Source organism: Collinsella aerofaciens, from assembly GCF_039062315.1.
Taxonomy (GTDB): domain Bacteria; phylum Actinomycetota; class Coriobacteriia; order Coriobacteriales; family Coriobacteriaceae; genus Collinsella; species Collinsella aerofaciens_BG.
Window position 1 is genome coordinate 46,188 of sequence record NZ_JBCJBG010000010.1, and the last position, 23,079, is coordinate 69,266.

General features: G+C 60.3%; 23 protein-coding genes. 22 read left to right on the top strand and 1 reads right to left on the bottom strand.

Features of this window, described 5'->3' with window-relative positions; all coding sequences use genetic code 11:
• The first annotated feature begins 50 nt into the window (after nt 1-50).
• The 19 genes from ABCP74_RS06455 to ABCP74_RS06540 all read left to right on the top strand — a co-directional run bounded on the left by ABCP74_RS06455 (nt 51) and on the right by ABCP74_RS06540 (nt 18,399).
• Complete coding sequence (locus ABCP74_RS06455; protein ID WP_117770545.1) at nt 51-1,478, top strand: M20/M25/M40 family metallo-hydrolase; 1,428 nt, start codon at nt 51-53, stop codon at nt 1,476-1,478.
• 228 nt (nt 1,479-1,706) lie between these two features.
• Nucleotides 1,707-2,774 (top strand): peptide chain release factor 1, encoded by a 1,068-nt coding sequence (gene prfA, locus ABCP74_RS06460; RefSeq protein ID WP_035138783.1) that lies wholly within the window; start codon nt 1,707-1,709, stop codon nt 2,772-2,774.
• A 672-nt stretch (nt 2,775-3,446) separates the two neighbouring features.
• Entirely contained in the window at nt 3,447-4,697 is a 1,251-nt protein-coding gene (locus ABCP74_RS06465; protein WP_117770546.1) for a N5-glutamine methyltransferase family protein, read from the top strand.
• Between the two features lie 68 nt (nt 4,698-4,765).
• Nucleotides 4,766-4,951 carry a type II toxin-antitoxin system HicA family toxin gene (locus ABCP74_RS09440; protein WP_089573106.1) on the top strand — a complete coding sequence of 62 codons (186 nt, stop codon included), beginning with the start codon at nt 4,766-4,768 and terminating at the stop codon, nt 4,949-4,951.
• Nucleotides 4,918-5,409 (top strand): type II toxin-antitoxin system HicB family antitoxin, encoded by a 492-nt coding sequence (locus ABCP74_RS06470; protein ID WP_147333371.1) that lies wholly within the window; start codon nt 4,918-4,920, stop codon nt 5,407-5,409. The genes ABCP74_RS09440 and ABCP74_RS06470 overlap by 34 nt, the downstream gene beginning before the upstream one ends.
• Before the next feature lie 134 nt (nt 5,410-5,543).
• On the top strand, nt 5,544-6,287 hold the full coding sequence (locus ABCP74_RS06475; protein WP_117770548.1) for an L-threonylcarbamoyladenylate synthase: 744 nt from the start codon (nt 5,544-5,546) through the stop codon (nt 6,285-6,287).
• A gap of 13 nt (nt 6,288-6,300) precedes the next feature.
• A complete protein-coding gene (glpK, locus tag ABCP74_RS06480) occupies nt 6,301-7,842 on the top strand; it encodes a glycerol kinase GlpK (protein ID WP_148331843.1) in 1,542 nt (513 codons plus the stop codon).
• Between the two features lie 123 nt (nt 7,843-7,965).
• Nucleotides 7,966-8,613 (top strand): uracil phosphoribosyltransferase, encoded by a 648-nt coding sequence (gene upp, locus ABCP74_RS06485; protein WP_148331844.1) that lies wholly within the window; start codon nt 7,966-7,968, stop codon nt 8,611-8,613.
• A 282-nt stretch (nt 8,614-8,895) separates the two neighbouring features.
• Nucleotides 8,896-9,207: a hypothetical protein gene (locus ABCP74_RS06490; RefSeq protein WP_035138788.1), complete on the top strand. Its 312-nt coding sequence runs from the start codon at nt 8,896-8,898 to the stop codon at nt 9,205-9,207.
• A 3-nt stretch (nt 9,208-9,210) separates the two neighbouring features.
• On the top strand, nt 9,211-10,014 hold the full coding sequence (atpB, locus tag ABCP74_RS06495) for a F0F1 ATP synthase subunit A (protein WP_022094263.1): 804 nt from the start codon (nt 9,211-9,213) through the stop codon (nt 10,012-10,014).
• Nucleotides 10,015-10,138: 124 nt separating this feature from the next.
• The gene (locus ABCP74_RS06500) at nt 10,139-10,333 is read left to right on the top strand and encodes an ATP synthase subunit c family protein (RefSeq protein ID WP_022094262.1); all 195 of its coding nucleotides are present in this window, start codon (nt 10,139-10,141) and stop codon (nt 10,331-10,333) included.
• A gap of 15 nt (nt 10,334-10,348) precedes the next feature.
• Entirely contained in the window at nt 10,349-10,951 is a 603-nt protein-coding gene (atpF, locus tag ABCP74_RS06505; RefSeq protein WP_006235712.1) for a F0F1 ATP synthase subunit B, read from the top strand.
• Nucleotides 10,941-11,417 carry a F0F1 ATP synthase subunit delta gene (locus ABCP74_RS06510; RefSeq protein WP_035138792.1) on the top strand — a complete coding sequence of 159 codons (477 nt, stop codon included), beginning with the start codon at nt 10,941-10,943 and terminating at the stop codon, nt 11,415-11,417. Before atpF ends, ABCP74_RS06510 begins: the two co-directional genes overlap by 11 nt.
• On the top strand, nt 11,417-13,015 hold the full coding sequence (atpA, locus tag ABCP74_RS06515; protein ID WP_035138794.1) for a F0F1 ATP synthase subunit alpha: 1,599 nt from the start codon (nt 11,417-11,419) through the stop codon (nt 13,013-13,015). Before ABCP74_RS06510 ends, atpA begins: the two co-directional genes overlap by 1 nt.
• A 5-nt stretch (nt 13,016-13,020) precedes the next feature.
• On the top strand, nt 13,021-13,929 hold the full coding sequence (gene atpG / locus ABCP74_RS06520) for an ATP synthase F1 subunit gamma (protein WP_117743860.1): 909 nt from the start codon (nt 13,021-13,023) through the stop codon (nt 13,927-13,929).
• Nucleotides 13,929-15,383: a F0F1 ATP synthase subunit beta gene (gene atpD, locus ABCP74_RS06525; RefSeq protein ID WP_006235717.1), complete on the top strand. Its 1,455-nt coding sequence runs from the start codon at nt 13,929-13,931 to the stop codon at nt 15,381-15,383. Before atpG ends, atpD begins: the two co-directional genes overlap by 1 nt.
• A 3-nt stretch (nt 15,384-15,386) precedes the next feature.
• The gene (gene atpC, locus ABCP74_RS06530) at nt 15,387-15,779 is read left to right on the top strand and encodes an ATP synthase F1 subunit epsilon (protein WP_006235718.1); all 393 of its coding nucleotides are present in this window, start codon (nt 15,387-15,389) and stop codon (nt 15,777-15,779) included.
• A gap of 88 nt (nt 15,780-15,867) precedes the next feature.
• Entirely contained in the window at nt 15,868-17,151 is a 1,284-nt protein-coding gene (gene murA / locus ABCP74_RS06535; RefSeq protein WP_148331846.1) for a UDP-N-acetylglucosamine 1-carboxyvinyltransferase, read from the top strand.
• A gap of 12 nt (nt 17,152-17,163) precedes the next feature.
• Complete coding sequence (locus tag ABCP74_RS06540; RefSeq protein WP_343011761.1) at nt 17,164-18,399, top strand: LCP family protein; 1,236 nt, start codon at nt 17,164-17,166, stop codon at nt 18,397-18,399.
• Between the two features lie 253 nt (nt 18,400-18,652).
• On the opposite strand, the gene pepT is transcribed toward ABCP74_RS06540, so the two are convergent.
• Complete coding sequence (gene pepT / locus ABCP74_RS06545) at nt 18,653-19,900, bottom strand: peptidase T (RefSeq protein ID WP_148331847.1); 1,248 nt, start codon at nt 19,898-19,900, stop codon at nt 18,653-18,655.
• A gap of 120 nt (nt 19,901-20,020) precedes the next feature.
• On the opposite strand from pepT, the gene ABCP74_RS06550 reads away from it, so the two are divergent.
• The 3 genes from ABCP74_RS06550 to ABCP74_RS06560 all read left to right on the top strand — a co-directional run bounded on the left by ABCP74_RS06550 (nt 20,021) and on the right by ABCP74_RS06560 (nt 22,905).
• Nucleotides 20,021-20,443, top strand: coding sequence for a metal-dependent transcriptional regulator (locus ABCP74_RS06550; RefSeq protein WP_040359600.1), 423 nt, complete (start codon nt 20,021-20,023; stop codon nt 20,441-20,443).
• Between the two features lie 10 nt (nt 20,444-20,453).
• Complete coding sequence (locus ABCP74_RS06555) at nt 20,454-21,347, top strand: homocysteine S-methyltransferase family protein (RefSeq protein WP_035138801.1); 894 nt, start codon at nt 20,454-20,456, stop codon at nt 21,345-21,347.
• Nucleotides 21,348-21,504: 157 nt separating this feature from the next.
• Nucleotides 21,505-22,905 (top strand): phosphoglucomutase/phosphomannomutase family protein, encoded by a 1,401-nt coding sequence (locus tag ABCP74_RS06560; protein WP_343001262.1) that lies wholly within the window; start codon nt 21,505-21,507, stop codon nt 22,903-22,905.
• Nucleotides 22,906-23,079: the final 174 nt, after the last annotated feature.

A 23,079-nucleotide genomic window follows, 5' to 3' on the forward strand; every position in this document is an offset into this window, starting at 1 on the left:
CAGGGCCGCTCCCGTGGGGCGGCCCTCGTCATCACAATCGAAAGGATGTCATGGCCGAGGTTTGGCGCTTCTTTGCGCATGAGGATGATTTTGCCGATTTGGACGAAGCTGGTGCGTGCGAGCGCCTGGGCCGCGTGCTGTCGTTTCCGACCATCTCGAGTATGGATGCCGAGGCGGTGAACTGGCAGCCGTTCGACGACCTGCGCGCGTATATGCAGCAGGCTTGGCCGCACGTATTTACGGCGGGTAAGGTCGAGCTTATCGACCATTCGCTATTGGTGACGCTTAGCGGTTCCGACCCTGCCCTCAAGCCCATTATGCTCATGGGCCACATGGACGTGGTTCCCGTGGTACCCGGCACCGAGGCTGACTGGACGCATGCCCCCTTTAGCGGACATGTGGACGACACCTACATTTGGGGTCGCGGCGCCATCGATATGAAAGACCAGGTCGCAGGCATTCTCGAGGCGGTTGAGTATGCGCTCGCGCACGGCTGGGAGCACAAGCGTACCCTGCTGCTCGCCTTTGGCCAGGACGAGGAAACCACGCAGTACGGCGCGGGGGCGATCGGTCGTGTGCTCGAGGAGCGTGGCGTTGAACTTGAATATCTGATCGACGAGGGTGACTACCGTATTGTTTCGGCTGCCGAGTATGGCGCGGGCGAGGGCTGGCTTATGCATGCCGACCTCGCGGAGAAGGGTTACGCCGATATCATACTCAAGACGAAGAGTGAGGGCGGGCATTCGTCCAACCCCTACGGCGGCACATCGCTCGAGGTGCTCAGCCGTGCCATCACCGCAATCTGCGATATCGAGTGGCCGACGCGCGTGACCGACTTGCTTGCCGCTCAACTCGTCGAGTTGGGGCTCTACACGGCCGATGAAATTGCCGCCAACGGGGATGCCATTGTCCGCGATTGCCTCGCCAGCAAAAAGCTCTATCCGCTGGTGACGACCACCTGCGCGCCCACGCAGATCGAGGGTGGCAGCACCGGCGCCAACGTAATGCCGCAGGATATGTGGGCCAACATTAACTTCCGCATGCTCGAGGGTACGAGCGTGGTCGACGTTGTGGCGCGCTGCCGTGAGGCGGTTGCCGGGGCGGACCTTGCCGGTTGTGTCGAAGTGGAGCTGGGCCCCGGCAGCTCCGAGCCTTCGCCGTCTCCGCGTGTCGGTGGACCGGGGCTCGAGGCCGTTCGCGCCATCGCCGCCCGCTATTTCCGTGATCCAAAGGGGACGGAGGAAAACGGACCGAGTGCGACGGGCGGGGCTCCTGTCAGCATCGTCCCCTCGACCGTGATCGGCGCGACCGACGCTGCCAACTATCAGCGCATTTGCCCTGAGTGCATTCGTTTCTCGGCCTTTGTGGTCGACGATGACGAGTGCGACCGAGGCGTCCACGGCACCAACGAGCGCATTACCCGCCGAGTCTACCTTCAGGGTGTCCGCTTTTTCATCGCTCTGCTCCACACGCTCTAGAATCCAACAAAGGGACTGTCCCTTTGTCGGATTCCGTGCGGGTTATATGCAGGTTTGCCTGCGCACGCTATCATGTATGGGTTAGACCGCAACTATGTACCCCATACGCGAAGGGATGCGCATGTATCTGAGGATCGACATGTTCTAGCCGGGCTTACCCCCGCAGCGGCGCCCCGCGCCCCATCAATTCTGCCGATTTTCACCTTCACGCATATAAAGGAGTCCGTCATGCGCGACAAGCTCGAAAAGATCATCAAGGCCTACGAGGAGCTCGAGAAGAAGCTTTCCGACCCGGCCGTCGCCTCCGATATCAAGGAGTTCACGCGTCTCAACAAGGAATACGCGCACCAGTCCGACCTCATCGCCGCCTCGCGCGAGTACATCGGCGCGCTCGATGACATCGAGGCTGCCAAGGAAATGCTGCACGATACCACCGATGCCGATGAGAAGGAGATGCTCCAGATGGACATCTCCGAAAACGAGGCCAAGCTTCCCCAGCTCGAGGAAGACATCAAGTACATGCTCATCCCGAGCGACCCCAACGACGACAAGAACACCATCGTCGAGATCCGCTCCGCCGCCGGTGGCGACGAGGCGGCCATCTTCGCCGGCGACCTGTACAAGATGTATCAGCGCTTTTGCGAGTCGCGCGGCTGGAAGACTACCGTGCTCGACTCCAGCCCCAGCGAGGCCGGTGGCTTTAAGTCCATTGAGTTCAAGGTCGAGGGCGACCGCGTCTACTCCGTCATGAAGTACGAGTCCGGCGTGCACCGCGTCCAGCGCGTCCCCAAGACCGAGTCCCAGGGCCGCATTCAGACCTCCACGGCTACCGTCGCCGTGCTTCCCGAGGCCGAGGAGATCGACGTCCAGATCAACCAGTCCGACCTGCGCATCGACACCTACTGCGCCTCCGGCCCTGGCGGTCAGTGCGTTAACACCACCTACTCCGCCGTGCGCATTACCCACCTGCCCACCAACACCGTGGTGCAGTCGCAGGAGCAGCGCTCCCAGATCCAGAACCGCGAGGTCTGCATGCAGATGCTGCGTGCCCGTCTGTACGAGATGGAGCTCGAGAAGCAGCAGGCCGAGCTCGGTGCCGAGCGCCAGAGCCAGATCGGCCATGGCAACCGTTCCGAGAAGATCCGTACCTACAACCAGCCCCAGGACCGCGTGACCGATCACCGCATCGGCTTCAACTCCACCTACAACGGCGTCCTTCTGGGCGATCAGCTCGGCACCGTGATCGAGGCACTCGCCGCCGCCGAGCGAGCCGAGAAGCTGGCGCAGGCTGTGTAGTGGGTTACGCGGTTTTGCCAAACCGCGTAACGGCTCGACGCTGCGCGCCGCCCAGAGCGACAATTTGTCATTCAAAAGGCAAGGCATGACCAGAAGGTCTATGCCTTGCCTTTTTCATGCCAACTTGTTCGCTCTGGACGTCGCTCGCTGGCATTGCCAAAACATCGGCGTTTTCTTGGTTGTCAAATGATCCGTAGGGAGTCATTGGGGACATTGCCTTGATATTATATTCAGTCGGCTGTGATGGCATTTTAGTCATTGGGGACGTTCTTAAATGACTAGGTTGGGCACATTGCTTTGAGATGTTATTTAATCGGCTTTGATGGCCATTAAGCCGGCTACCTGCTCAAAGAAATTAGCGGCATTCATCTGCTATCGAAAATAATGCTCAAAAAATCGTCCGAGAAGTCGCGGGGCGATTTTTGATGCGTCGCGCGTCAAGTGATTTGGCAAGTTCTTGGTTAGATATTGGTCAGTTTTGGGGCAACCTTGCCAAAAGCTTGACGGATGCAGATTTAGACGTCGACGAATGAACACTTCGATTGCGATTCAAGCAAAATTCTGGGCTGATTCTCGATAATCGCTTCCAATCGTCCCTTGCCGCGTGCCGCCCTCGCGTACAATCTGCTCCGACATTCGCGCGCCGTCCGGCGCTTAAGAGGGGAGGGCCCCATGGCAAACGAGATTTGGACCATCAAGCGTTGTCTCGAGTGGACCAAGGAGTACCTGGCCGAGCGCGGCGAGGAGCACCCCCGTCTTTCTGCCGAGTGGCTGCTCTGCGCTGCCACGGGTTTGGCACGCATCGACTTATATATGCGCATGGACGAGACGCTTAACGCGGCTCAGCTCGAGACCATGCACGCGGCCGTTGTTCGTCGCGCTAAAGGTGAACCGCTGCAGTACATCACCGGCAGCACGCAGTTTCGCATGATCGACGTCACGTGCGCCCCCGGCGTGCTCATTCCGCGTCCCGAGACCGAGATGCTCGTCGAGGAAGTCCTCAATTATCTGGATGCCGAGGTGCTGAGCCCCGAGGCTGCTGCCCGTCAGCGTGTTGAGCTGCCTTGGAACGATGAGGTCGAGGAGGCACGCAAGGCTGAGGCCGCGCTGGCAGACGAACGCGCGACCGCCGAGCGCCGTGCCGCCAACCTGACGGCCGCCGATGAGGCTGCGCTGGGTAGCGACGTGCTCGGCAGCCGTGCCTATGCCGAGGAGCTGGCCGACCGCGAGGCCGAGGAAGCCGCCGCGCAGGCAGCAGAAGCCGAAGTCGCGGAAGCCGCCGAGTCCGAGCTCGACGAATACGGCATCGCCATCGAGGGTGCCGACCAGGAGACGGCTTCAGCTCAGGATGCCGCTTCGCCTGCCCCAGCCGAGCCCCGCATCGCCCGCGTTCTCGAGGTCGGCTGCGGCACGGGCTGCATCTCGCTCTCCCTTGCCTGGGAGCGCCGCGGCCACGTTACCTGCACCGCCACCGATATCGAGCCGCGCGCTATCGATCTGGCCACCAAAAACCGCGACGCGCTCGGTCTCACATCCGATGAGGTCGCCTTTAGCCTCACCAACCTGGTGAGTTCCATTCCCCGCGAAGAGTGGGGCACCTTTGATGTGCTTGTCTCCAATCCGCCCTACATTCCGACCGACGTCATGCGCTCACTGCCGCACGAGGTCAAGGACTTCGAGCCCGACCTGGCGCTTGAGGGCGGCGCCGACGGCCTCGATATCTTCCGCCGCCTGCTCAATGCGGCGCCTTACATGCTGCGCGCCGGCGGCCTGTTTGCCTGCGAGCTCTACGAGGGTGCCCTCGACGCCGCCGCCGAGCTCTGCCGCCAGGCGGGTCTCTCGGACGTGCGCATCGTCCGCGACCTCACCGATCGCCCCCGCATCGTCCGAGCCATCGTCACCGAGCCCAAACAGCGCCAGTAATATTTATTAACTGGTTAGCAAAAATTATAAACTAGTTTATAATTAGGACGGCTGAAAGAGGTCGGCCCATGCAACCTCCTACCTTTCGGGAAATCATTGCCCTACTCAAGCACGATGGATTCGTGAAGGTCGCGCAAGTCGGTAGTCATGCTAAGTATGTTTCTGGCGACCGTGTTGTCACCGTGAACGGCTCTGGTGGTGATCGACCAAAGAAGGGCACGTGGGCAAGTATTCGTCGCCAAGCTGGATGGTAGTTGGAGGCAAAATGAGGCAGCGATTTACCTATGACTGCGTTCTCATAAAAGAAGACGACGGGTACTGCGCCAGCTTCCCGCAGATTCCCGGCGCTTTTGCCGATGGCGATACGCGCGAAGAAGCGATTGCCCATGCCACCGAGGCGCTGATGGCGTTTTTGGCCGACGACCTCAACAACGGTTTGACTCCGGCAGGGTACGAACGCTCGGCCGAGGTCGTGGCCCTTTCAGTCGAAATCGACCACGAGGACGCTCGGGAAGCGGCGTGCCGAACATTTAAAGACGCAGCGCTGGACCTCAAAGTCTCCGCTCCGCGGATTACCGCGCTGGTCAAAGCCGGAAAGCTCGATGTTGAACTTGTCGACGGCCGTCGGATGATAACGATAGACAGCATCGAGCGCTACGCCGCCCAAAAACGCCACGCCGGCAGGCCAAAGAAGTTCATCGCAGTCCAATGACCCCCTCACTTTCACCGACTACTAAAGCCGCTCACCAAACCAACATGCACTCTGGCCAAATAGGTTGAACGTTTCGTGCGAGAATGCCCCTCAGTAAACAAACTTTCACCAGAGCGTAAGGGGCTGGCATACACATGCAGACGGTCTATCGGGTATACGAGGGAACGCGCGAGCCGCATCGGCTCGCCGTCGAGCGCACGGCCGAGGTGCTCGGCCGCGGCGGCCTGGCCTTGATCCCGACCGAGACCGTCTACGGTGTCGCCGTGGCAGTCAACGCCTTCTCGGACGCCGTGCCCCAAGATACAAGCGAATTCCCATCGTGGCCGCGCGATCCGCAGGCTGTCGTCAATGGCGCCGCGGTCCCTGCGCTCGGTACCGGCTACCGCCGCATCTTTACCCTCAAGCAGCGCAAACTCACCCAAACGGTCGCCTGGCTGGTTGATAATGCCGAAGCACTCGACCGCTATGGCGTGGATATCCCGGAAGATGCCCGCGTACTTGCGCGACGATGCTGGCCGGGAGCCCTGACTATCGTGGTCAAGGCGGCTCCCTGCGTGCCGACCTTTATGCGTGCTGCCGACGACACCGTGGCCCTGCGCGCTTCGGCCTCTCCCGTGGTCCAAGCGCTCATCCGCGCCTGCGGCAGTCCCCTTGCCTGCACGAGCGCCAACACACACGGCGCGCCCTCGCCGGCAAGCTTTGCCGCCGTCGAAGGTCGCATCCTGGAGGGGGTCGATGTTGCCGTCGACGCCGGCGAGACCCCGTGTCGCGACGCCTCGACCATCGTGTCGTTCCAGCACGGCGGGCTCCAGATCCTGCGCCAAGGCGCACTTCCCGCATCAGAGATCGAACGGGTCCTGTCCGACCCGATGCAATAGAAAGGTGTAAGCGATGTCGTTGAATCTGGGCAGCCTGGGCATGGAAGATGCCTCGTTTAACTTTGGCGGTTCCTACATCATGGCGCTCGACTGCGGCACCACCTCGGTACTTGCGACCATCGTCGACGAGTACGGCTGCATCGTCGCGCAGGCACGTCGTAGCGTCAAAACCAGCTTCCCGCGTCCCGGTTGGATAGAGCAAGACCCCATGGAGGTGCTTGCCAGCCAGATCGGCGTGATGATGGAGGTCCAGTTTAAGAGCGGTATCCATTCTGACCGCATCGCCGCCATCGGTATCTCCAACCAGCGCGAGACCACGGTGGTGTGGGACCGCATAAGCGGCCAGCCCATCTATAACGCCATCGTGTGGCAATGCCGTCGCACCGCACCTCTGATCGACGAGCTGGTCGAGCGGGGCGCAGAAGAGCTGGTGCGCTCCCGCACGGGACTCACGCTCGATCCGTATTTCTCGGCTTCCAAGGTGCAGTGGATTCTCGACAACGTCGACGGTGCGCGTGAGAGCGCGGCGGCGGGCGACCTCATGTTCGGCACCATCGATACCTGGCTCATCTACAACCTCACCGGCAGTCAGGTCTTTGCCACCGACTACACCAATGCCAGCCGCACGGCGCTCTTTAATATCCATACGCTCGATTGGGACGACGACCTGCTGGCGCTCTTTGACGTTCCACGTTCCATGATGCCCGAGGTTCGTTGGAGCTCGGGCGACTACGGCCGCGTCGCGAGCGACATCATGACCAACATGCCGCCCATCATGGGCGTGGCGGGCGATCAGCAGGCGTCGCTGTTCGGCCACTGCTGCTTCCATCCCGGCCAGACCAAAAACACCTATGGCACGGGTTGCTTTATGCTCATGAACACCGGCGACGAGGTCGTCGAATCCAAGAACGGTCTGGTCTCCACGATCGGTATCGCCGCGGACGGCAAGATCAGCTATGCACTCGAGGGCTCCATCTTTGCTGCCGGTTCCACCATGAACTGGCTGCGCAACAACATCGGCATCATCTCGAGTGTGAGCGAGTCGGCACAACTCGCCGCTTCGATCAACGACAATGAGGGCTGCTACTTCGTTCCCGCCTTTGCGGGTCTGGGCGCTCCCTGGTGGGACCCGCATGCCCGCGGTATCGTGTGCGGTCTGACCGGCGCCTCGAGCCGTGCGACCATCGTACGTGCCGCCTGCGAATCCATGGCATATCAGAGCTACGACGTGCTGCGCGCCATGGAGCAGGACGTGGGACTTTCGATTGAGCGCCTGTCTGTCGATGGCGGTGCCTCGCGCAACGAGTTCATCATGCAATTCCAGGCCGATCTGCTGGATATCCCCGTGTTGCAGTGCGAGACGGTGGAGACCACGGCGATCGGTGCCGCGTACTTGGCGGGCCTTGCCGTCGGCTATTGGGAGGACCTGGAGGAGCTGGAGCAAAACGCTCAGATCGTTAAGACCTTCCTTCCCCATATGTCCGCCGAGCGCCGTGAGAGCAATCTCGCTGGTTGGCGTGATGCCGTCAAGCGTTCGCTCAACACCGCTCAGTAGGGTTGCGACGAGCTGCTCGATACAACAAACCGTTAAACTTATGCACGGCGCGCGGCAACAACATCGCCATGCGCCTTGTCAGCAAGGCCATCTTCCGGCCGCAACGAAAGGGGCAATCAACCCATGACCGTCACCTACGATACGTCCCGTGTGACCCTTGTCGATCACCCGCTCGTCCAGCATAAGCTGTCGATTCTGCGCGACAAAAACACCGGCACCAACCAGTTCCGCCAGCTCGTGCGCGAACTCGCACTTTTTGACGGCTACGAGGCCATGCGCGACCTGCCCATGGAAGACGTCGAAGTCGAGACCCCCATCACCACCGCAACGTTTAAGCAGCTCGCCGGCAAAAAGCTCGCCATCGTTCCCATTCTGCGTGCGGGCCTTGGCATGGTCGATGGCATCCTCGACTTGGTACCCTCCGCTCGCGTGGGCCACATCGGTATGGAGCGCGACGAGGTTACCCACGAGCCGCATGAGTATTACTGCAAGATGCCCAAGGATATCGACCAGCGCATCTGCCTGGTCGTCGACCCCATGCTCGCCACGGGCGGTTCGGCCGAGATGGCCATCAGCTACCTGCGCGAGCGCGGCGTCAAGGACATCCGCATGCTGTGCATCGTCGCGGCCCCCGAGGGCCTCAAGTCGCTGACTGAGAAGGACCCCGATGTGCATATCTATGCCTGCGCCATCGACGACCATCTCAACGAAGCTGCCTACATCGTTCCCGGCCTGGGCGACGCCGGCGACCGCATCTACGGCACGCTGTAATCTCTGGGCCATACCGGCTAACGTCGAAAATACGAAGAAATGGTGCGCGCGGGCGAGCAAAAGACGACCGCGCGCACTCCTGTTAACGGACGTTTTGCCCTGCAGGGTTCGAGAAAAACGTATTACCGTACCTGCGGCATAAAGAAGGTCTTAAGAAAACGAACAGGTGCGTATTAACCGATGCTTTTTCGGTTGTACTTTAGCGATTGGCTCGTACAATAGTCACCAATGTTTGGCGGGAACTGTCCTGTGAGGCGATAAAAAAGGAAAGTGAGGACGCCAGTGTTTCAGATAGCCGATCTGCTCGCTATCGTTGCAGGTGCCATCGCGGGCGCGATTGCCTTCCTTCCCTTTGTCTTTACGCTCAAGCCGGTTCTTGACGATAAGCAGAATGCGGACATGCTCAAGGGTATGGTGAGTCTCGCGGTCTCGGCAATCGCGTTGCTTGTCTTTACCTTGGTTGTGTTTGTGTTGTTCGGAGAGGCATTTCGCATGTTCCTCCTGGGCGAGGCGATCGGCTTCGTGGCCTTTATGGCCGCCTGCGCGGTTCGCGTCGCCAAGGCGCTGCGAGATCCTCATGAGGTCGAAAGGTAAGTCGTGGAAATTTTTGAAAAGCTGCCTGATGAGATTAATCATCTGGTCAGCGAGTTCAGCTCCACCCCTGTCGTGGGCGATCTGAGCTGCGGCATCACGCAGTACTCGTTTTGGCTGATCGTCTCCACGATCGTGCTCCTGATCGTCCTGGCCGTGTTCAAGAAGAAGCAGACCCTGGTTCCCAAGGGCTTCTTCGTCAACGGTTTCGAGTACATCATCGAGTACGTCGAGAACGATATCGGCAAGGGTGTCGTGGGTGAGAACTGGAAGAAGCACTTCCCGTTCCTGTGCTCGCTTTTCCTGTTCATCCTGATCAATAACATGATCGGCCTGATCCCGGGAATGAAGCCCGGCACCGGCGCAATCGGCTCCACCGCCGCACTCGCCATTTTCGCCTTCGTGTACTTCATCTACTACGGATGCAAGGCTCACGGCGTGATCGGCTACATCAAGAGCCTCGCCCCGCAGGGCGTGAGCTTCCCGATGAACGTGCTCGTGTGGGTCGTCGAGCTTTTCTCGACCTTCCTGCGCCTCATCACGCTTGCCGTCCGTCTGTTCTGCAACATGTTCGCAGGACACGTGGTCATGGGCTCGTTCGCCATCATGGCGAGCATGTTCATGCAGCCGCTGCTTCAGCAGGTTTCCGCGGCCCACGCCGTCGGCGCCCTGCCTTCGCTGGCCTGGCTTGCCATCCTCATCCTGATCTATGCGATCGAGCTTGTGGTCGGCGCCATCCAGGCTTACGTCTTCACGGTCCTTACCGCCGTGTATGTCTCCGAGGCAGAGGAGGTCGCGGAGGAGGAGTAGTCTTCCGTTCGTGCCTTAAAGGTAAGGCAATTCGTTAAACCGCCGGTGCCCGTACCCATGGAGCCCGGCAGTTATAAAAAGGTTATCCTGCGTGAAATAAGACACGCACGACAAAGGAGGAATCGTGGGAGTTATCGGTTACGGTCTCGGTGTTATCGGCGCTGGTCTTGCTATCGGCCTGTCTGCTCTGGGTGCTACGGGTGCTATGGCCCGTCAGCCTGAGGTCCAGGGCCGCGTGTTCACCGTCTTCATCATGGGCTCCGCTTTCGGCGAGGCTCTGGCTCTGATCGGCTTCGTTGTCGCGCTGATCGTTAAATAGCACGGAGCGTCAAGTATGAATCTTTCATCCCAGAAGAGCGCGATCGCACTCTCCGCGTCCGCGGCCGCGCTGCTCATGCCGGTTTCCGCGTTCGCCGAGGACGGCGCCGCCGGTGCGGACATCCTCATCCCTAAGATGGCGGAGTTCATCCCGGCGCTTATCGCCTTCCTGATTATCTGGATCGTGCTGGCCAAGGTCGCCCTGCCGGGCATCATGAAAACCATGGAGGAGCGCGGCAAGAAGATCGAGGAGAGCCTCGACGAGGCCGAGAAGACCAAGCAGGAGGCTATCGCCAAGCGCGCTGAGTCCGACTCGATCGTCACCGACGCCCGTCGTCAGGCTGCCGACATCGTTCTCGAGGCCCGTAAGGACGCCGAGTCCGAGCGTGCCCGTATCATCGAGGCTGCTCACAAGGAGGCCGAGGAGATCATCGCCAAGGCCCATACGACCGTCGAGGACGAGCGCAAGTCCATCTACGCCGGTGCCGCGAGCTCCATCGCCGACCTGTCCGTTGCCGTCGCCACCAAGATCGTGGGCGAGGCACTCGAGGACGATGCCGAGCAGAAGAAGCTCATCGAGCGCTACATCCAGGAAGCAGGTAGCCTGAATGCCGACTAGCCGCTATCAGGACAAGGTGCTCGAGACCTACGCGCGTTCCCTTTTGGAAGCCGCCAAGGCCGAGAACCATGTGTTCGAGGACCTCGAGATGGTCGAGCGTTTGGCTTCTGCCAGCCCCGAGATCATCGCCGTGCTCGACACCATGTCCAAGCGCGACCAGCTCGACCTTCTTCCCAAGGTGGCAGCTGCCTTTAAGTATGTTGCCGAGGAAGACGAGGATGTAGTGGGCGTGACCGTCACCACGGCGATCCCGCTCGACGACGAGCTGCGTCAAACCATCACTAAGAAATGCGAGCAGGACTTCGGCCGCAAGGTATTCCTTATCGAGCAGGTCGACCCGTCTATCGTGGGCGGCCTGGTGCTCGAGGCCCGCGGCGAGCGTCGTGACATTTCCGTCAAGACGCAGCTGCGCATCGCGCAGGAGACCCTCGCAAACTCTGCTAATTCGTACGGAGGTGAAGCCTAATGTCCGAAACCCTCAATGCCCAGGATATCGCCAAGAAACTGCAGGAGCAGCTCACGAGCCTCTCCGCGACGGTCGATACGCATGAGGTTTCAACGGTCGACGAGGTAGGCGACGGCATCGCGCGCGTCTCCGGCCTCAAGAGCGCCATGGCAGGCGAGCTTCTGGAGTTCAAGAGCTCCGATACCGGTGAGACCGTCTTCGGCCTTGCCCAGAACCTTGACCGTGACGAGGTCGGCGCCGTTCTGTTCGGTGCCGTCGACTCCATCAAGGAAGGCGACGAGTGCCGCACCACTGGCCGCATTATGGATATCCCTGTGAGCCGTGCCATGCTCGGCCGCGTCGTCAATCCGCTCGGCCAGCCCATCGACGGCCTGGGCGACATCGTCGCCACGCACCGTCGCCCCATCGAGTTCAAGGCTCCCGGCGTCATCGATCGTACCCCGGTGTGCGAGCCGGTTCAGACCGGTCTGCTCGCTATCGACTCCATGGTGCCTATTGGCCGCGGTCAGCGTGAGCTCATCATCGGCGACCGTAAGACCGGTAAGACCGCCATCGCCATCGACGCTATCCTCAACCAGCGCGGCAAGGGCATGGTCTGCATCTATGTCGCCATCGGCCAGAAGGCCTCCACGGTTGCCAACATCCGTGAGACCCTCGCTCAGCACGGTGCGCTCGACTACACCATCATCGTTTCGGCCACTGCTGCCGATTCCGCCCCTATGCAGTACATCGCGCCTATGGCCGGTGCCGCTATTGGCGAGTTCTTCATGTACAACGGCGAGGACGGCAAGCCCGCCAGCGAGACCAACCCCGGTGGCCACGTGCTCGTCATCTACGATGACCTGTCCAAGCAGGCCGTGGCCTACCGTCAGATGTCGCTGACGCTGCATCGTCCGCCCGGACGCGAGGCCTATCCTGGCGACATCTTCTACCTGCACTCTCGTCTGCTCGAGCGTGCCGTCAAGATGTCCAAGAAGAACGGTTACGGCTCCATGACGGCTCTTCCGATCATCGAGACCCAGGACGGCGACGTCTCGGCCTACATTCCGACCAACGTCATTTCCATTACCGATGGTCAGATCTACCTGCAGTCCGAACTCTTCTTCCAGGGCCAGCGCCCGGCAGTCGACGTGGGCATTTCCGTGTCCCGCGTCGGTGGCGACGCGCAGACCAAGGCTATGAAGCAGGTCGCCGGCAACCTCCGTCTGGACCTCGCTTCGTACCAGGAGCTCGCCGGCTTTACGCAGTTCGGCTCCGACCTCGACGAGGCTACTCAGAAGCAGCTGACCCATGGTGCCCGCATGACCGAGCTCCTGAAGCAGCCGCGTTACAAGCCGTTTGAGGTTGGCGAGCAGATCGTTACGCTGTTCGCTGGCAACGAGGGCTTCCTGGATGACCTGGAGATCGCCGACGTGCTGCCTTTCCGTGCCGAGCTCATCGAGTACATGGACAATGGCTTTGGCTCGCTGCTCGACAAGGTTCGCGCCAAGAAGATCGATGATGACACCAAGGCTGAGCTCTTGCGCGTCATCGGCGACTTCAAGCAGCAGTTCATGGCCAAGCACCATTCGGATGTTTCTGGATCAGAGGAGAACTAAGCCCCATGGCCAACCTTCGCGACATTAAGAAGCGAATCTCCTCGGTTACCACGACCAAGCAGATCACGCGCACGATGGAGATGGTCTCTACGGCCAAGATCCGTCGTGCCCTCGATCGCTCCAAGCAGGCCGAGCCCTATAAGGAGGCGCTGACCGACGTCATGTTGACGGTCGCCGGCGACGCCTCCTGTTCGGGCACCGATCCCATGCTGCAGAAGCATGAGAGCGTCAAGCATGGCCTGATTGTCGTTATTGCCTCGGACCGCGGCCTTGCCGGCGGTTTCAATACGACGGTGGAGCGCACGGCCGAAAAGCTCGCCGCTTCTTGGGCGAACGACGGCATCGAGTGCGAGATCATCGCGTGCGGGCGTAAGCCGGCCACGTATTTCCGCGACCGCGCAAACGTCATCATGCACTTTGAGGGCAACTCCTCTGAGCCCGATTTCAATCAGGCCCGCATGATCTCCTCTCATATCTGCGATGCGTATCGTGCCGGTGAGCTTGACCGTGTCGAGCTTGTCTACCACCACGCCAAGAACCGCGTGGATCAGGAGCTTCGCGTCGAGCATCTGTTGCCGCTCGACCCCGAGATGATCGCTATGGCCCACGGTCCGCGTAAGAACGAGACCGACGCCCCTAAGCGCATCTCGTCCACGTTCGAGTTCGTGCCCTCTCCCGAGCATGTTCTCGGCAAGCTTGTGCCGTCTTATATCCTGACGGTCATCTACCAGGCCCTGATCGATTCGGCGGCTGCCGAGCAGGGTGCACGCCGCAAGGCCATGCACTCCGCGACGGAAAACGCCACCGCGATCATCTCGACCCTTACCCGCACGTATAGTCGCGTGCGCCAGGCTTCGATCACGACCGAGATTAACGAGATCGTCGGCGGAGCCTCAGCATTGGAGGAACAGTAATGGCTAATAACACCGTAAAGCTTGCGGTCGAGGAAGCCACCAAGAAGACGACTGCCGGTGATGGTCGCATCGTGCGAATCATCGGCCCTGTCGTCGACGTCAAGTTTGACGGCGCGGTGCCCCCGATCTACAACGCGCTCACGGTCGAGGCCGAGACCCCGATCGGTCATCTGAGCACGATCCTCGAGGTCGAGAGCCAGCTTCCGGGCGGCGTCGTCCGCACGGTCGCCATGTCCTCGACCGACGGCCTGCAGCGCGGCCTCATCGCCACCGATACCGGTGAGCCCATGAAAATGCCCGTTGGCCCCAAGACGCTCGGCCGTATTTGGAACGTCATGGGCAAGCCCGTCGACGGCAAGCCCATGCCCGAGGTGGAGGAGTTCTACCCCATCCACCATGCAGCGCCCCGTTTCGACGAGCTCACCACCAAGACCGAGATCTTCGAGACCGGCATCAAGGCCGTCGACCTGCTCGAGCCCTACATCCGCGGCGGCAAGACAGGTCTGTTCGGTGGCGCCGGCGTCGGCAAGACCGTTCTGATTCAGGAGCTCATCAACAACCTCGCCCAGGAGCACGGCGGCACCTCGGTGTTCACCGGCGTCGGCGAGCGTACCCGCGAGGGCACCGACCTGTTCCTCGAGATGAGCGAGTCTGGCGTTATCGACAAGACCTGCTTGGTCTACGGTCAGATGAACGAGCCGCCCGGAGCGCGTCTGCGCATCGGTCTGGCCGGCCTTACCACCGCTGAGTATTTCCGTGATCGTGGCCAGGACGTTCTGCTGTTCATCGACAACATCTTCCGCTTCTCCCAGGCAGGTTCCGAGGTTTCCGCACTGCTGGGCCGTATGCCGTCCGCCGTTGGTTACCAGCCCACGCTGGCAACCGAGATGGGCGACCTCCAGGAGCGCATTACCTCGACCAAGACGGGCTCCATTACCTCCGTCCAGGCTGTCTACGTCCCCGCAGACGACCTGACCGACCCGGCGCCTGCCACGACGTTTACTCACCTCGATGCCACCACGGTTCTTTCGCGTAGCATTTCGTCGCTCGGCCTGTTCCCGGCTATCGACCCGCTCGCGTCTTCCTCCGACGCTCTCGATCCCTCGATCGTCGGCGAGGAGCACTACCGTGTCGCTGTCAAGGTCCAGGAGCTCCTGCAGGAGTACTCCGACCTTCAGGACATCATCGCAATTCTGGGTATGGACGAGCTGTCCGAGGAGCAGCGCCTTACGGTCAACCGTGCCCGTAAGATTCAGCAGTTCCTCTCGCAGTCCTTCCACGTCGCCGAGAAGTTCACCGGCAACCCCGGTGTCTACGTCCGCGTCGAGGATACCGTCCGCTCTTTTGCCGAGATTGTCGACGGCAAGGCCGATGACCTGCCCGAGCAGGCTTTCCGCTATGCTTCCACGATTGAGGACGTGCGCGAGCGCGCCCGCAAGATGGGGGAGAAGTAGGTTATGCGTATCCGCATCGTGTGCCCCGTGAGCTGCGCCTATGAGGGCGACGCTGCGTTTGTGTCGATTCCGTCCACGGATGGCGAGTTTGGCGTTCTGCCTGCTCACTCCAGCGAGATCTGCACGATCGACCGCGGTTACGTTCGCGTTTCCGATAAGGCCATGGGCACTGTCGACCACACGTTTGCCGTGGCCGGCGGCTATGCCCAGGTTGCGGACGATGTCGTGACCGTTCTCGCCGAGCGCGCTTGCGATTTGGCGACCGTCGATGCCGACAAGCTTAAAGCTGATATTCAAGGTTTTGAAGAGAAGCTGGGTAATTTGTCGGAGGATGATGCACGCCGCGCCTACCTCTATAATGAAATCGCATGGTGTAAGCTCAAGCTTGCCCAATAGTCAAACGATTTAGCGTTCGACCATTTGCGAACACATCATGCCCGGGATGGCCCAGCCATCCCGGGCATGCTTTTTGAAAGGGTAGACCTTGGATATTATCCGCGTTGAGGGTGGCCACGCCATCGGAGGCTCCGTGCCCGTTTCGGGCGCCAAGAACTCCGCACTCAAACTCATGGCGGCAACGCTTCTGGCGCCGGGCAAGACGACGCTGCAGAACGTGCCCGATATTTCCGATGTCCACGTGATGGGCAAGGTGCTCAAGGGCATGGGCGCTACGATCGATGTTCTCGACGAGCACACGCTCGAGATTGATACCTCTCAGGTCGATTCTTGGGAGGCCCCCTACGAGCTCGTTGCCAAGATGCGTGCTTCCACAGCCGTGATGGGACCCCTGCTGGGTCGCTTCCATCGCGCCAAGATCGCCATGCCGGGCGGCTGCAACCTGGGTGCTCGCAAGATCGATATGCACATTCTTGGTCTCGAGGCCCTGGGCGTTGAGTTCGATACCGCCCACGGTTACATCAACGCTAATGCGCCCCAAGGTCTGCGCGGTACCACCGTCACGCTCGAGTTCGCCAGTGTCGGTGCGACCGAGAACCTCATTATGGCATCCGTGCGCGCGAAGGGTACCACGGTTATCGACAATGCCGCCCGCGAGCCCGAGATCGTCGATCTCGCCAACATGCTCAACGAGATGGGCGCTAAGATTGTCGGCGCCGGTACGCCTGTCGTGACCATCGAGGGCGTGGAAGAGCTGCATCCCGTTACCCATCGCGTAGTGGGCGACCGCATCGAGGCCGGCACCTTTATCGTCGCCGGTGCGTTGATGGCCGACGATCGCGGTGTCGACGTCACGGGTTTTTGCCCCATTCACTTGGGCATGGTACTCAAGAAGATGGAGCTCATGGGTATCGACTGCGAGCGCGTCGAGGATGGCGTCCATGTAAACCGTGCCGAGCGTATCAAGCCGGTCGACATCCAGACGCTTCCGTTCCCCGGCTTCCCGACGGACATGCAGGCGCAGATTATGGTGCTCTCCGCCCTTGCCGATGGTAGCTCCGTTATCACCGAGAACATCTTCGAGAATCGCTTTATGTTTGCCTCTGAGCTGGTGCGCATGGGTGCCGACATTCGTATCGAGAGCCATCATGCCATGATTCATGGCGTCAAGGGCTTCTCGGGTGCACAGGTTACCTCGCCCGATCTGCGTGGCGGAGCGGCCCTCGTCGTAGCGGGCTTGATCGCCGACGGGACGACCGAGGTTTCGGCCATCCATCACATCAAGCGCGGCTACGAGCGGTTTGTCGAAAAGCTGCAGGCGCTTGGCGCGCATGTCGAGCATGCTACCGTCCCCGATCCCGTCATCTACTAATACAGGTTGCCTATGTTTAATAAAAAACCCCTCGAGGATACCACCACCCGAAGACCTTCAACTGGTGCGCAGGCCAAGATCTACAGTCGCGATAACGTGGCTCGCTATTCCGAGCGCGCTCGTCAACGTCGCCGTAGCCACACGATTCGTCACGTCGCGCTCATTGTCGTGCTTGGCGTGCTGCTGAGTGCCACTACCGCTGCCGGCCTGTGGTTTGCCACCATTATGGGCAAGCTCGGCGATTCTAATGTCATTACCGACAATCTGCGTCGGGTTCTGGTTGACACCGATGAGGCAAAGGATCCGTTCTACGTGCTGCTTCTTGGCACCGACGGCCGTCCGGGCGAGGATACGTATCGTGCCGACTCGATTATCCTGGCACGCATCGACCCCACGCAAAAACAGGCGACGCTCATTTCCGTTCCGCGCGACACCAAGGTCGAGTACAAGGGCGAGACCATGAAGATCAACGCCTGCCATACCGTTGGCGGCGCCGAGGCCATGGTCGAGGAGGTCAACGAGCTGTGCGGTGTTCAGATTTCCCACTATGCCGAGGTCAGCTTCGACGGTATGCAGGCGCTGATTGATTCGGTTGGCGGTATCGACATTAACGCAACCGATGATGTTGACGACCCCGAGCACCTGGATATTAAGATTACCGCTGGCCAGCAGCATATGGACGGTGCCACCGCCCTTACCTATGCCCGCTGCCGCTACACCTATGCCGACGGCGATTACACGCGCATGCGCCACCAGCGTCAGGTGCTTGGCGCCCTTGCCAACCAGATTCTCAATAACTTCGATGCCACAAAGATCTTTGGCCTGGTTAATTCGCTGTCCGATATGCTCGTAACCGATATGAGCGTTCAGGATATCGTGGCTACGGTCAACGCCATGCGCGGTATGGATGTCGACGGTATCTACTCGGCCAACCTGCCCTCGTACGCCGACGACAGCACCATGATCGACGGTGTGAGCTACGTCTTTGTCTACGAGGACGAGCTCAAGGAAATGATGGAGCGCGTCGATGCCGGCAAGGATCCCAAGGGTCCCAACACCATGGGTCTTTCCGACGGTTCCAGCTCTACGATCGGTGACCTGAACAACAACACGTCTGACGACTACGCAAACGGTACCGCAACCTCATCGGTCAGCTCTGACGATTCCGATGACTCAAGCGATTCAAGCGATTCGGACTACTACGAAGAGCCCACCGGCGACGGCAACGGCTACGAAGCTAACTACTAAGTTACGGCGTTTTACCAAACGCCGTAACGGCTCGACGCTGCGCGCCGCCCAAGGCGACAATTTGTCATTCAAAAGGCAGGACATGACCAGAAGGTCAATGCCCTGCCTTTTTCATGCCAACTTGTTCGCCTTGGACGTCGCTCGCTGACGTTGGCTCAACCTGCGGTGCTGACTACTCCCCTTGCACCAAAAACCGCCCCGTTCTCGGTTTTGAGGACGGGGCGGTTTTGCTTACCTAGATTGTTCGAGTTCCCTATGCAAAGCGGGCGACGAGCTCCTGGAGCACGTCGGTCATCTTGACGAGCGAACTGACCGGGACGAACTCGTTGACGCCGTGGTAGCAATAGCCGCCGGTGGAAAGGTTGGGGCAGGGCAGACCGCGGAACGACAGCTGAGCGCCGTCGGTGCCGCCGCGAATCGGCAGCACTTGGGGCTCAACGCCGCAGGCAAGGTAGGCTTCCTTGGCAACATCAATAAGCTCGGGATAGTCACGAACGATCTCGGCCATATTTCGATACTGCTGCCTAATCTCGACCGTCACGCGCTCCTCACCCAGACGCTGGTTGAGCATCGAGGCGGCGGCATCAATAAGGTCGAGTTTCTGCTGGAACTTGGCGGCGTCATGGTCGCGGACGATATAGCGCGCTGTGGCGTGATCGACGGTCGCAGATACACCCTCAAGGTGATAAAAGCCCTCGTAGCCTTCCGTATACTCCGGGCGCTGCACGTAGGGGAGCAACGCGTTGAAGTCGCAGAACAGATTGCCTGCGTTGATCATACGGCCCTTGGCGTCGCCCGGGTGGATGGACTGGCCCTCAAAGCGGACGGTCGCCTCGGCGGCGTTAAAGCACTCCCACTCCAGCTCGCCGATGGGGCCGCCGTCGACCGTGTAGGCGTACTTGCAGCCAAAGGTATCGATATCCAACAGCTCGGCTCCGTGACCGATCTCCTCGTCAGGGCAGAAGCAAATGCCGAGTGCGGGATGGGGCAGGGAGGGATCCTGAGCGATACGCGCGACAAGCGACATGATCTCGGCGACGCCTGCCTTGTCGTCCGCGCCCAGCAGCGTGGTGCCATCGCTGCAGACCAGGTCCTCACCCGCGAGGTCGTTCAGGGCGGGAAGCTTGGCGGTGCTCATGGCAACGGGCTTACCGTCAACCGTGCCGCAGACCAGGTCGCCGCCTTCGTAGTGTACGATGTGCGGCTTCACGCCGGCACCCGGTGCAACTTCGGTGGTGTCGAGATGGGCGATCAGGCCCAGGGCGGGCTTGTCCTCAGCGCCCGCACTTGCGGGGATATGCGCGCAGACATAGGCGTGCTCGGTCACGTGGGCATCTTTCGCACCAAGCTCGCGCAGCTCTTCAGCCAGCACGTTGGCAAGGTCAAACTGAACGGCGCTCGAGGGTACCTGGTCACAGTTTGCATCCTCGGACTGCGTGTTGATCTGGACGTAGCGCAAAAAGCGTTCGAGGACATCGGGGCTCGTGGTGGTGTTTTCCATAAAGACCGCTCCAATCTTGGTCGTCGTGTGCAACAAGAACTCTAGCACGGTATGCCACGGCATACCACGACGCTTGGATGGGGTAGAATCAGCCATTGAATGCAGAAGGGACGGAAGATCATGGATACGACAAATAGCTCGCGCGAACTACATCTGACGGTGGCGAACGAAGACTACTTGGAGTGCATGGTTCGCATTGAAAGCGAAGAGGGGGAAACCAACGGCGTGCGATCGGTCGACATCGCGCAGCGCCTTGGCGTCTCCAAGGCATCGGTCAATAAAGCGGTTTCGGCGCTCAAGGCATCCGAGCTTGTCGAGCAATCGCACTACGGCAAGGTGATCCTGACCGATCGCGGCCGCGAGGTTGGTACGGCTATCTGGTACCGTCATCGCCTCATCCGCACGTTTTTGGTTCAGGAGCTCGGTGTCGAATTTGAGCGAGCCGATTCCGAGGCCTGCATGATGGAGCATGCGCTATCCGAGGACACGATGAGCCGCTGGCTCGCCTATCTCGAAAAGCAGGGAATCAGCGTCGAGGAATAGCGGGATATATATGGATACGAGTTATTACAACCGCTTTGGTGCCGAGGAACTTACGCGCCGCTTGTCGAGCGAGACCTTGTTGGCGCAGGGCCCCATGGGCAGTGTTCTGTTGAGTGAGTACGATGCCGCCGACATTCCACCGGCGTTTTGGAATCTGGCAGAGCCGCAGACCGTTTCTCGTATCCATCGCTTGTATGTCGCCGCCGGCGCGCAGGTGCTCATTACCAACACCTTTCAGGCATCAAGCTATGCCCTCAAACACGACCAGATTGCGCCGTCCGTGGCGGAGGTCAATCGCGGGGCCGTCGACGATGCCCGCCAGGCGCACCCTCAGCTGCTGCTGGGCTCGATGGGCCCGATCGGTATTGAGTGGTTTGCCGAGGACTCTGCCGAGTATCGTGAAATCCGAGGCATTGCGCGCGAACAGGCGCACGCCTTGCTCAATGCCGGCGTTGACGGTCTGCTGATCGAGACGGTGACGTCTATCCGTAATTTGCAGCCCATGCTTGCCGGCGCTCGAGATGCCGCCGACGGCATGCCTGTTCTGGTGAGTTTTGTCGTTGACGATAAAGGCGACCTGTTGGGCGATGGCCTCAACATCGAGGCAGCCGTTTTGTACGCCGAAAAACACGGCGCAAACTCGGTTGGTGTTAATTGCTGTTCGCTTGCGGCCGCGAACGCGGCGGTGCCCAGGATGGTTGCATCGGCGACTACTCCCGTCACGGTGCGTCCCAACGTGGGCGATCCGGTCCAGACTCAGGATGGCCCCGTATGGCACGAGAACCCCGAAGCTTTCGCGCGCGCATGCATCGAATGGAGACATGCCGGCGCCGCAATGGTGGGCAGTTGTTGTGGAACCACGGCAATCACTACGGCAGCGATGGCCGAGGCGCTCGATATATAAAGGGCAAAACCGCTCCATACGGGGCAGTTTTTTATTGCCTGCATGTCCTCGGCAGCATTTGCCCAAATGGTGAATGCTGGTGCCGGCAGGTTGCCGAGTGCATGTTGCGGGTATACCCCATGCGTACCATGATCCAAACACTGTGAGGTGTCTGCGCGTGTGCGCGATAATTCATTTTGGAACTGACGGTTGGCGCGCTCGCGTCGATGAGGACTTCACTGCCGATAACGTTGCCCGTATCGCCGATGCCGTCGGCGAGTTGTGGCAAAAGACCAATCCGGGCAAAACGGTATATATAGGGTTCGACACCCGGCCCCTGGCGCGCGAGTTCGCTGAGCTTGCGGCGGGCGTGCTAGCGGCGCACGGGCTAGACGCCGTGCTCGCTTCGCGACCTGTCCCGACCCCTGCCCTTACGTGGGCGGCGGCTTATGACGGTGAGGCGTGCGGCGCGCTCATGGTGACGGGGTCCCATCATCCGCAGGGCTATCTGTGCCTCAAGATTCGCATGGGTGACGGCTCGACCGCCAACCAGGATGTCATCGAAGAGCTCGAAGAGACCATGGCTCTCGAGCCAATGGGGATCGAGGGGCAATATCGCACCGCGGATATCATTCCTGACTATATGCAGGCGGTGGCATCGTTTGTCGATGCCGAAGCCATCCGCGCCGCGCACCTGCGCGTGGTTGTCGATCCCATGGGCGGCGCAGCCCAGGGCTATCTAGCCGACTTGCTGCGCGAGCTTGGCGTTGAGGTGCACGAGATTCACGCCGGGCAGGCGTCTGACCAAGAAGATATCTGCCCCGACCCCGTTGAACCGTGGGTGGACGCTTGCGAGCGCACGGTTATCGAGGACGGAGCTTGCGCTGGCCTGGTGACCGACGGCGACGCCGACCGTATCGGCGCGGTTGACGAGCGCGGCAGATATATACATCCGCATCAGATCATGGCGCTCGTTTTGGGCGACTTGGTTCAATTTCGTAATTTGGAGGGGCGCGTCGTCGTCAATCTTTCATGCTCGACGCTCGTGCGTCGCATTGCCGAGGCGCTTGGCTGCCGCGTGACCGTCAAGCCAGTCGGTTTCAAATATATAGCGGCAGAGATGAAGAAGGGCGGCGTCCTCATGGGCGGCGAAGAAGCCGGTGGTATCGGCATCGCCGCGCATATGCCCGAGCGCGATGGAATCCTCGCCTGTCTGATTCTGTGTGAGCTTATGGCTAAGACGGACGCGCCTTTGGGCGTTCTGGTCGACCAACTCGAGGACAGTTTTGGTAAGACGAGTTACGGTCGACGGGATTTGCGCCTTGAGGCCGAAGATGCCGAAACGTTACGAACCCTGCTGCCGGGCGTAAACCCCAAGTCGATTTGTGGCAAGGTGCCGCAAAACGTTAGTCATATGGATGGCTTGCGTTTGGCATTCGAGGATGACACGTGGCTGCTGGTCCGTCCTAGCGGGACCGAACCAGTGGTGCGCGTCTACGCCGAGGGGTTCTCGGTGGAAGAACGTGATGAGTTGCTCGATGCTGGCTGTGCTTTAGCTAGGGGGACGTATCCGCTTTAACCATGAGACTGCCTTATATAAAGAGATGCTCGGCGAGCGGTAGGTAACGGCTGGCAAACGTTAGTCGGATTCCAAACTGTGTAGGAAATGTGTACGCCCAGATTCCCGCCCACGGCGCCCCTCCGGTCTGGCAATATATCTCCTTGCCGCGCGGCCCGGTCGGACCGGATGAGC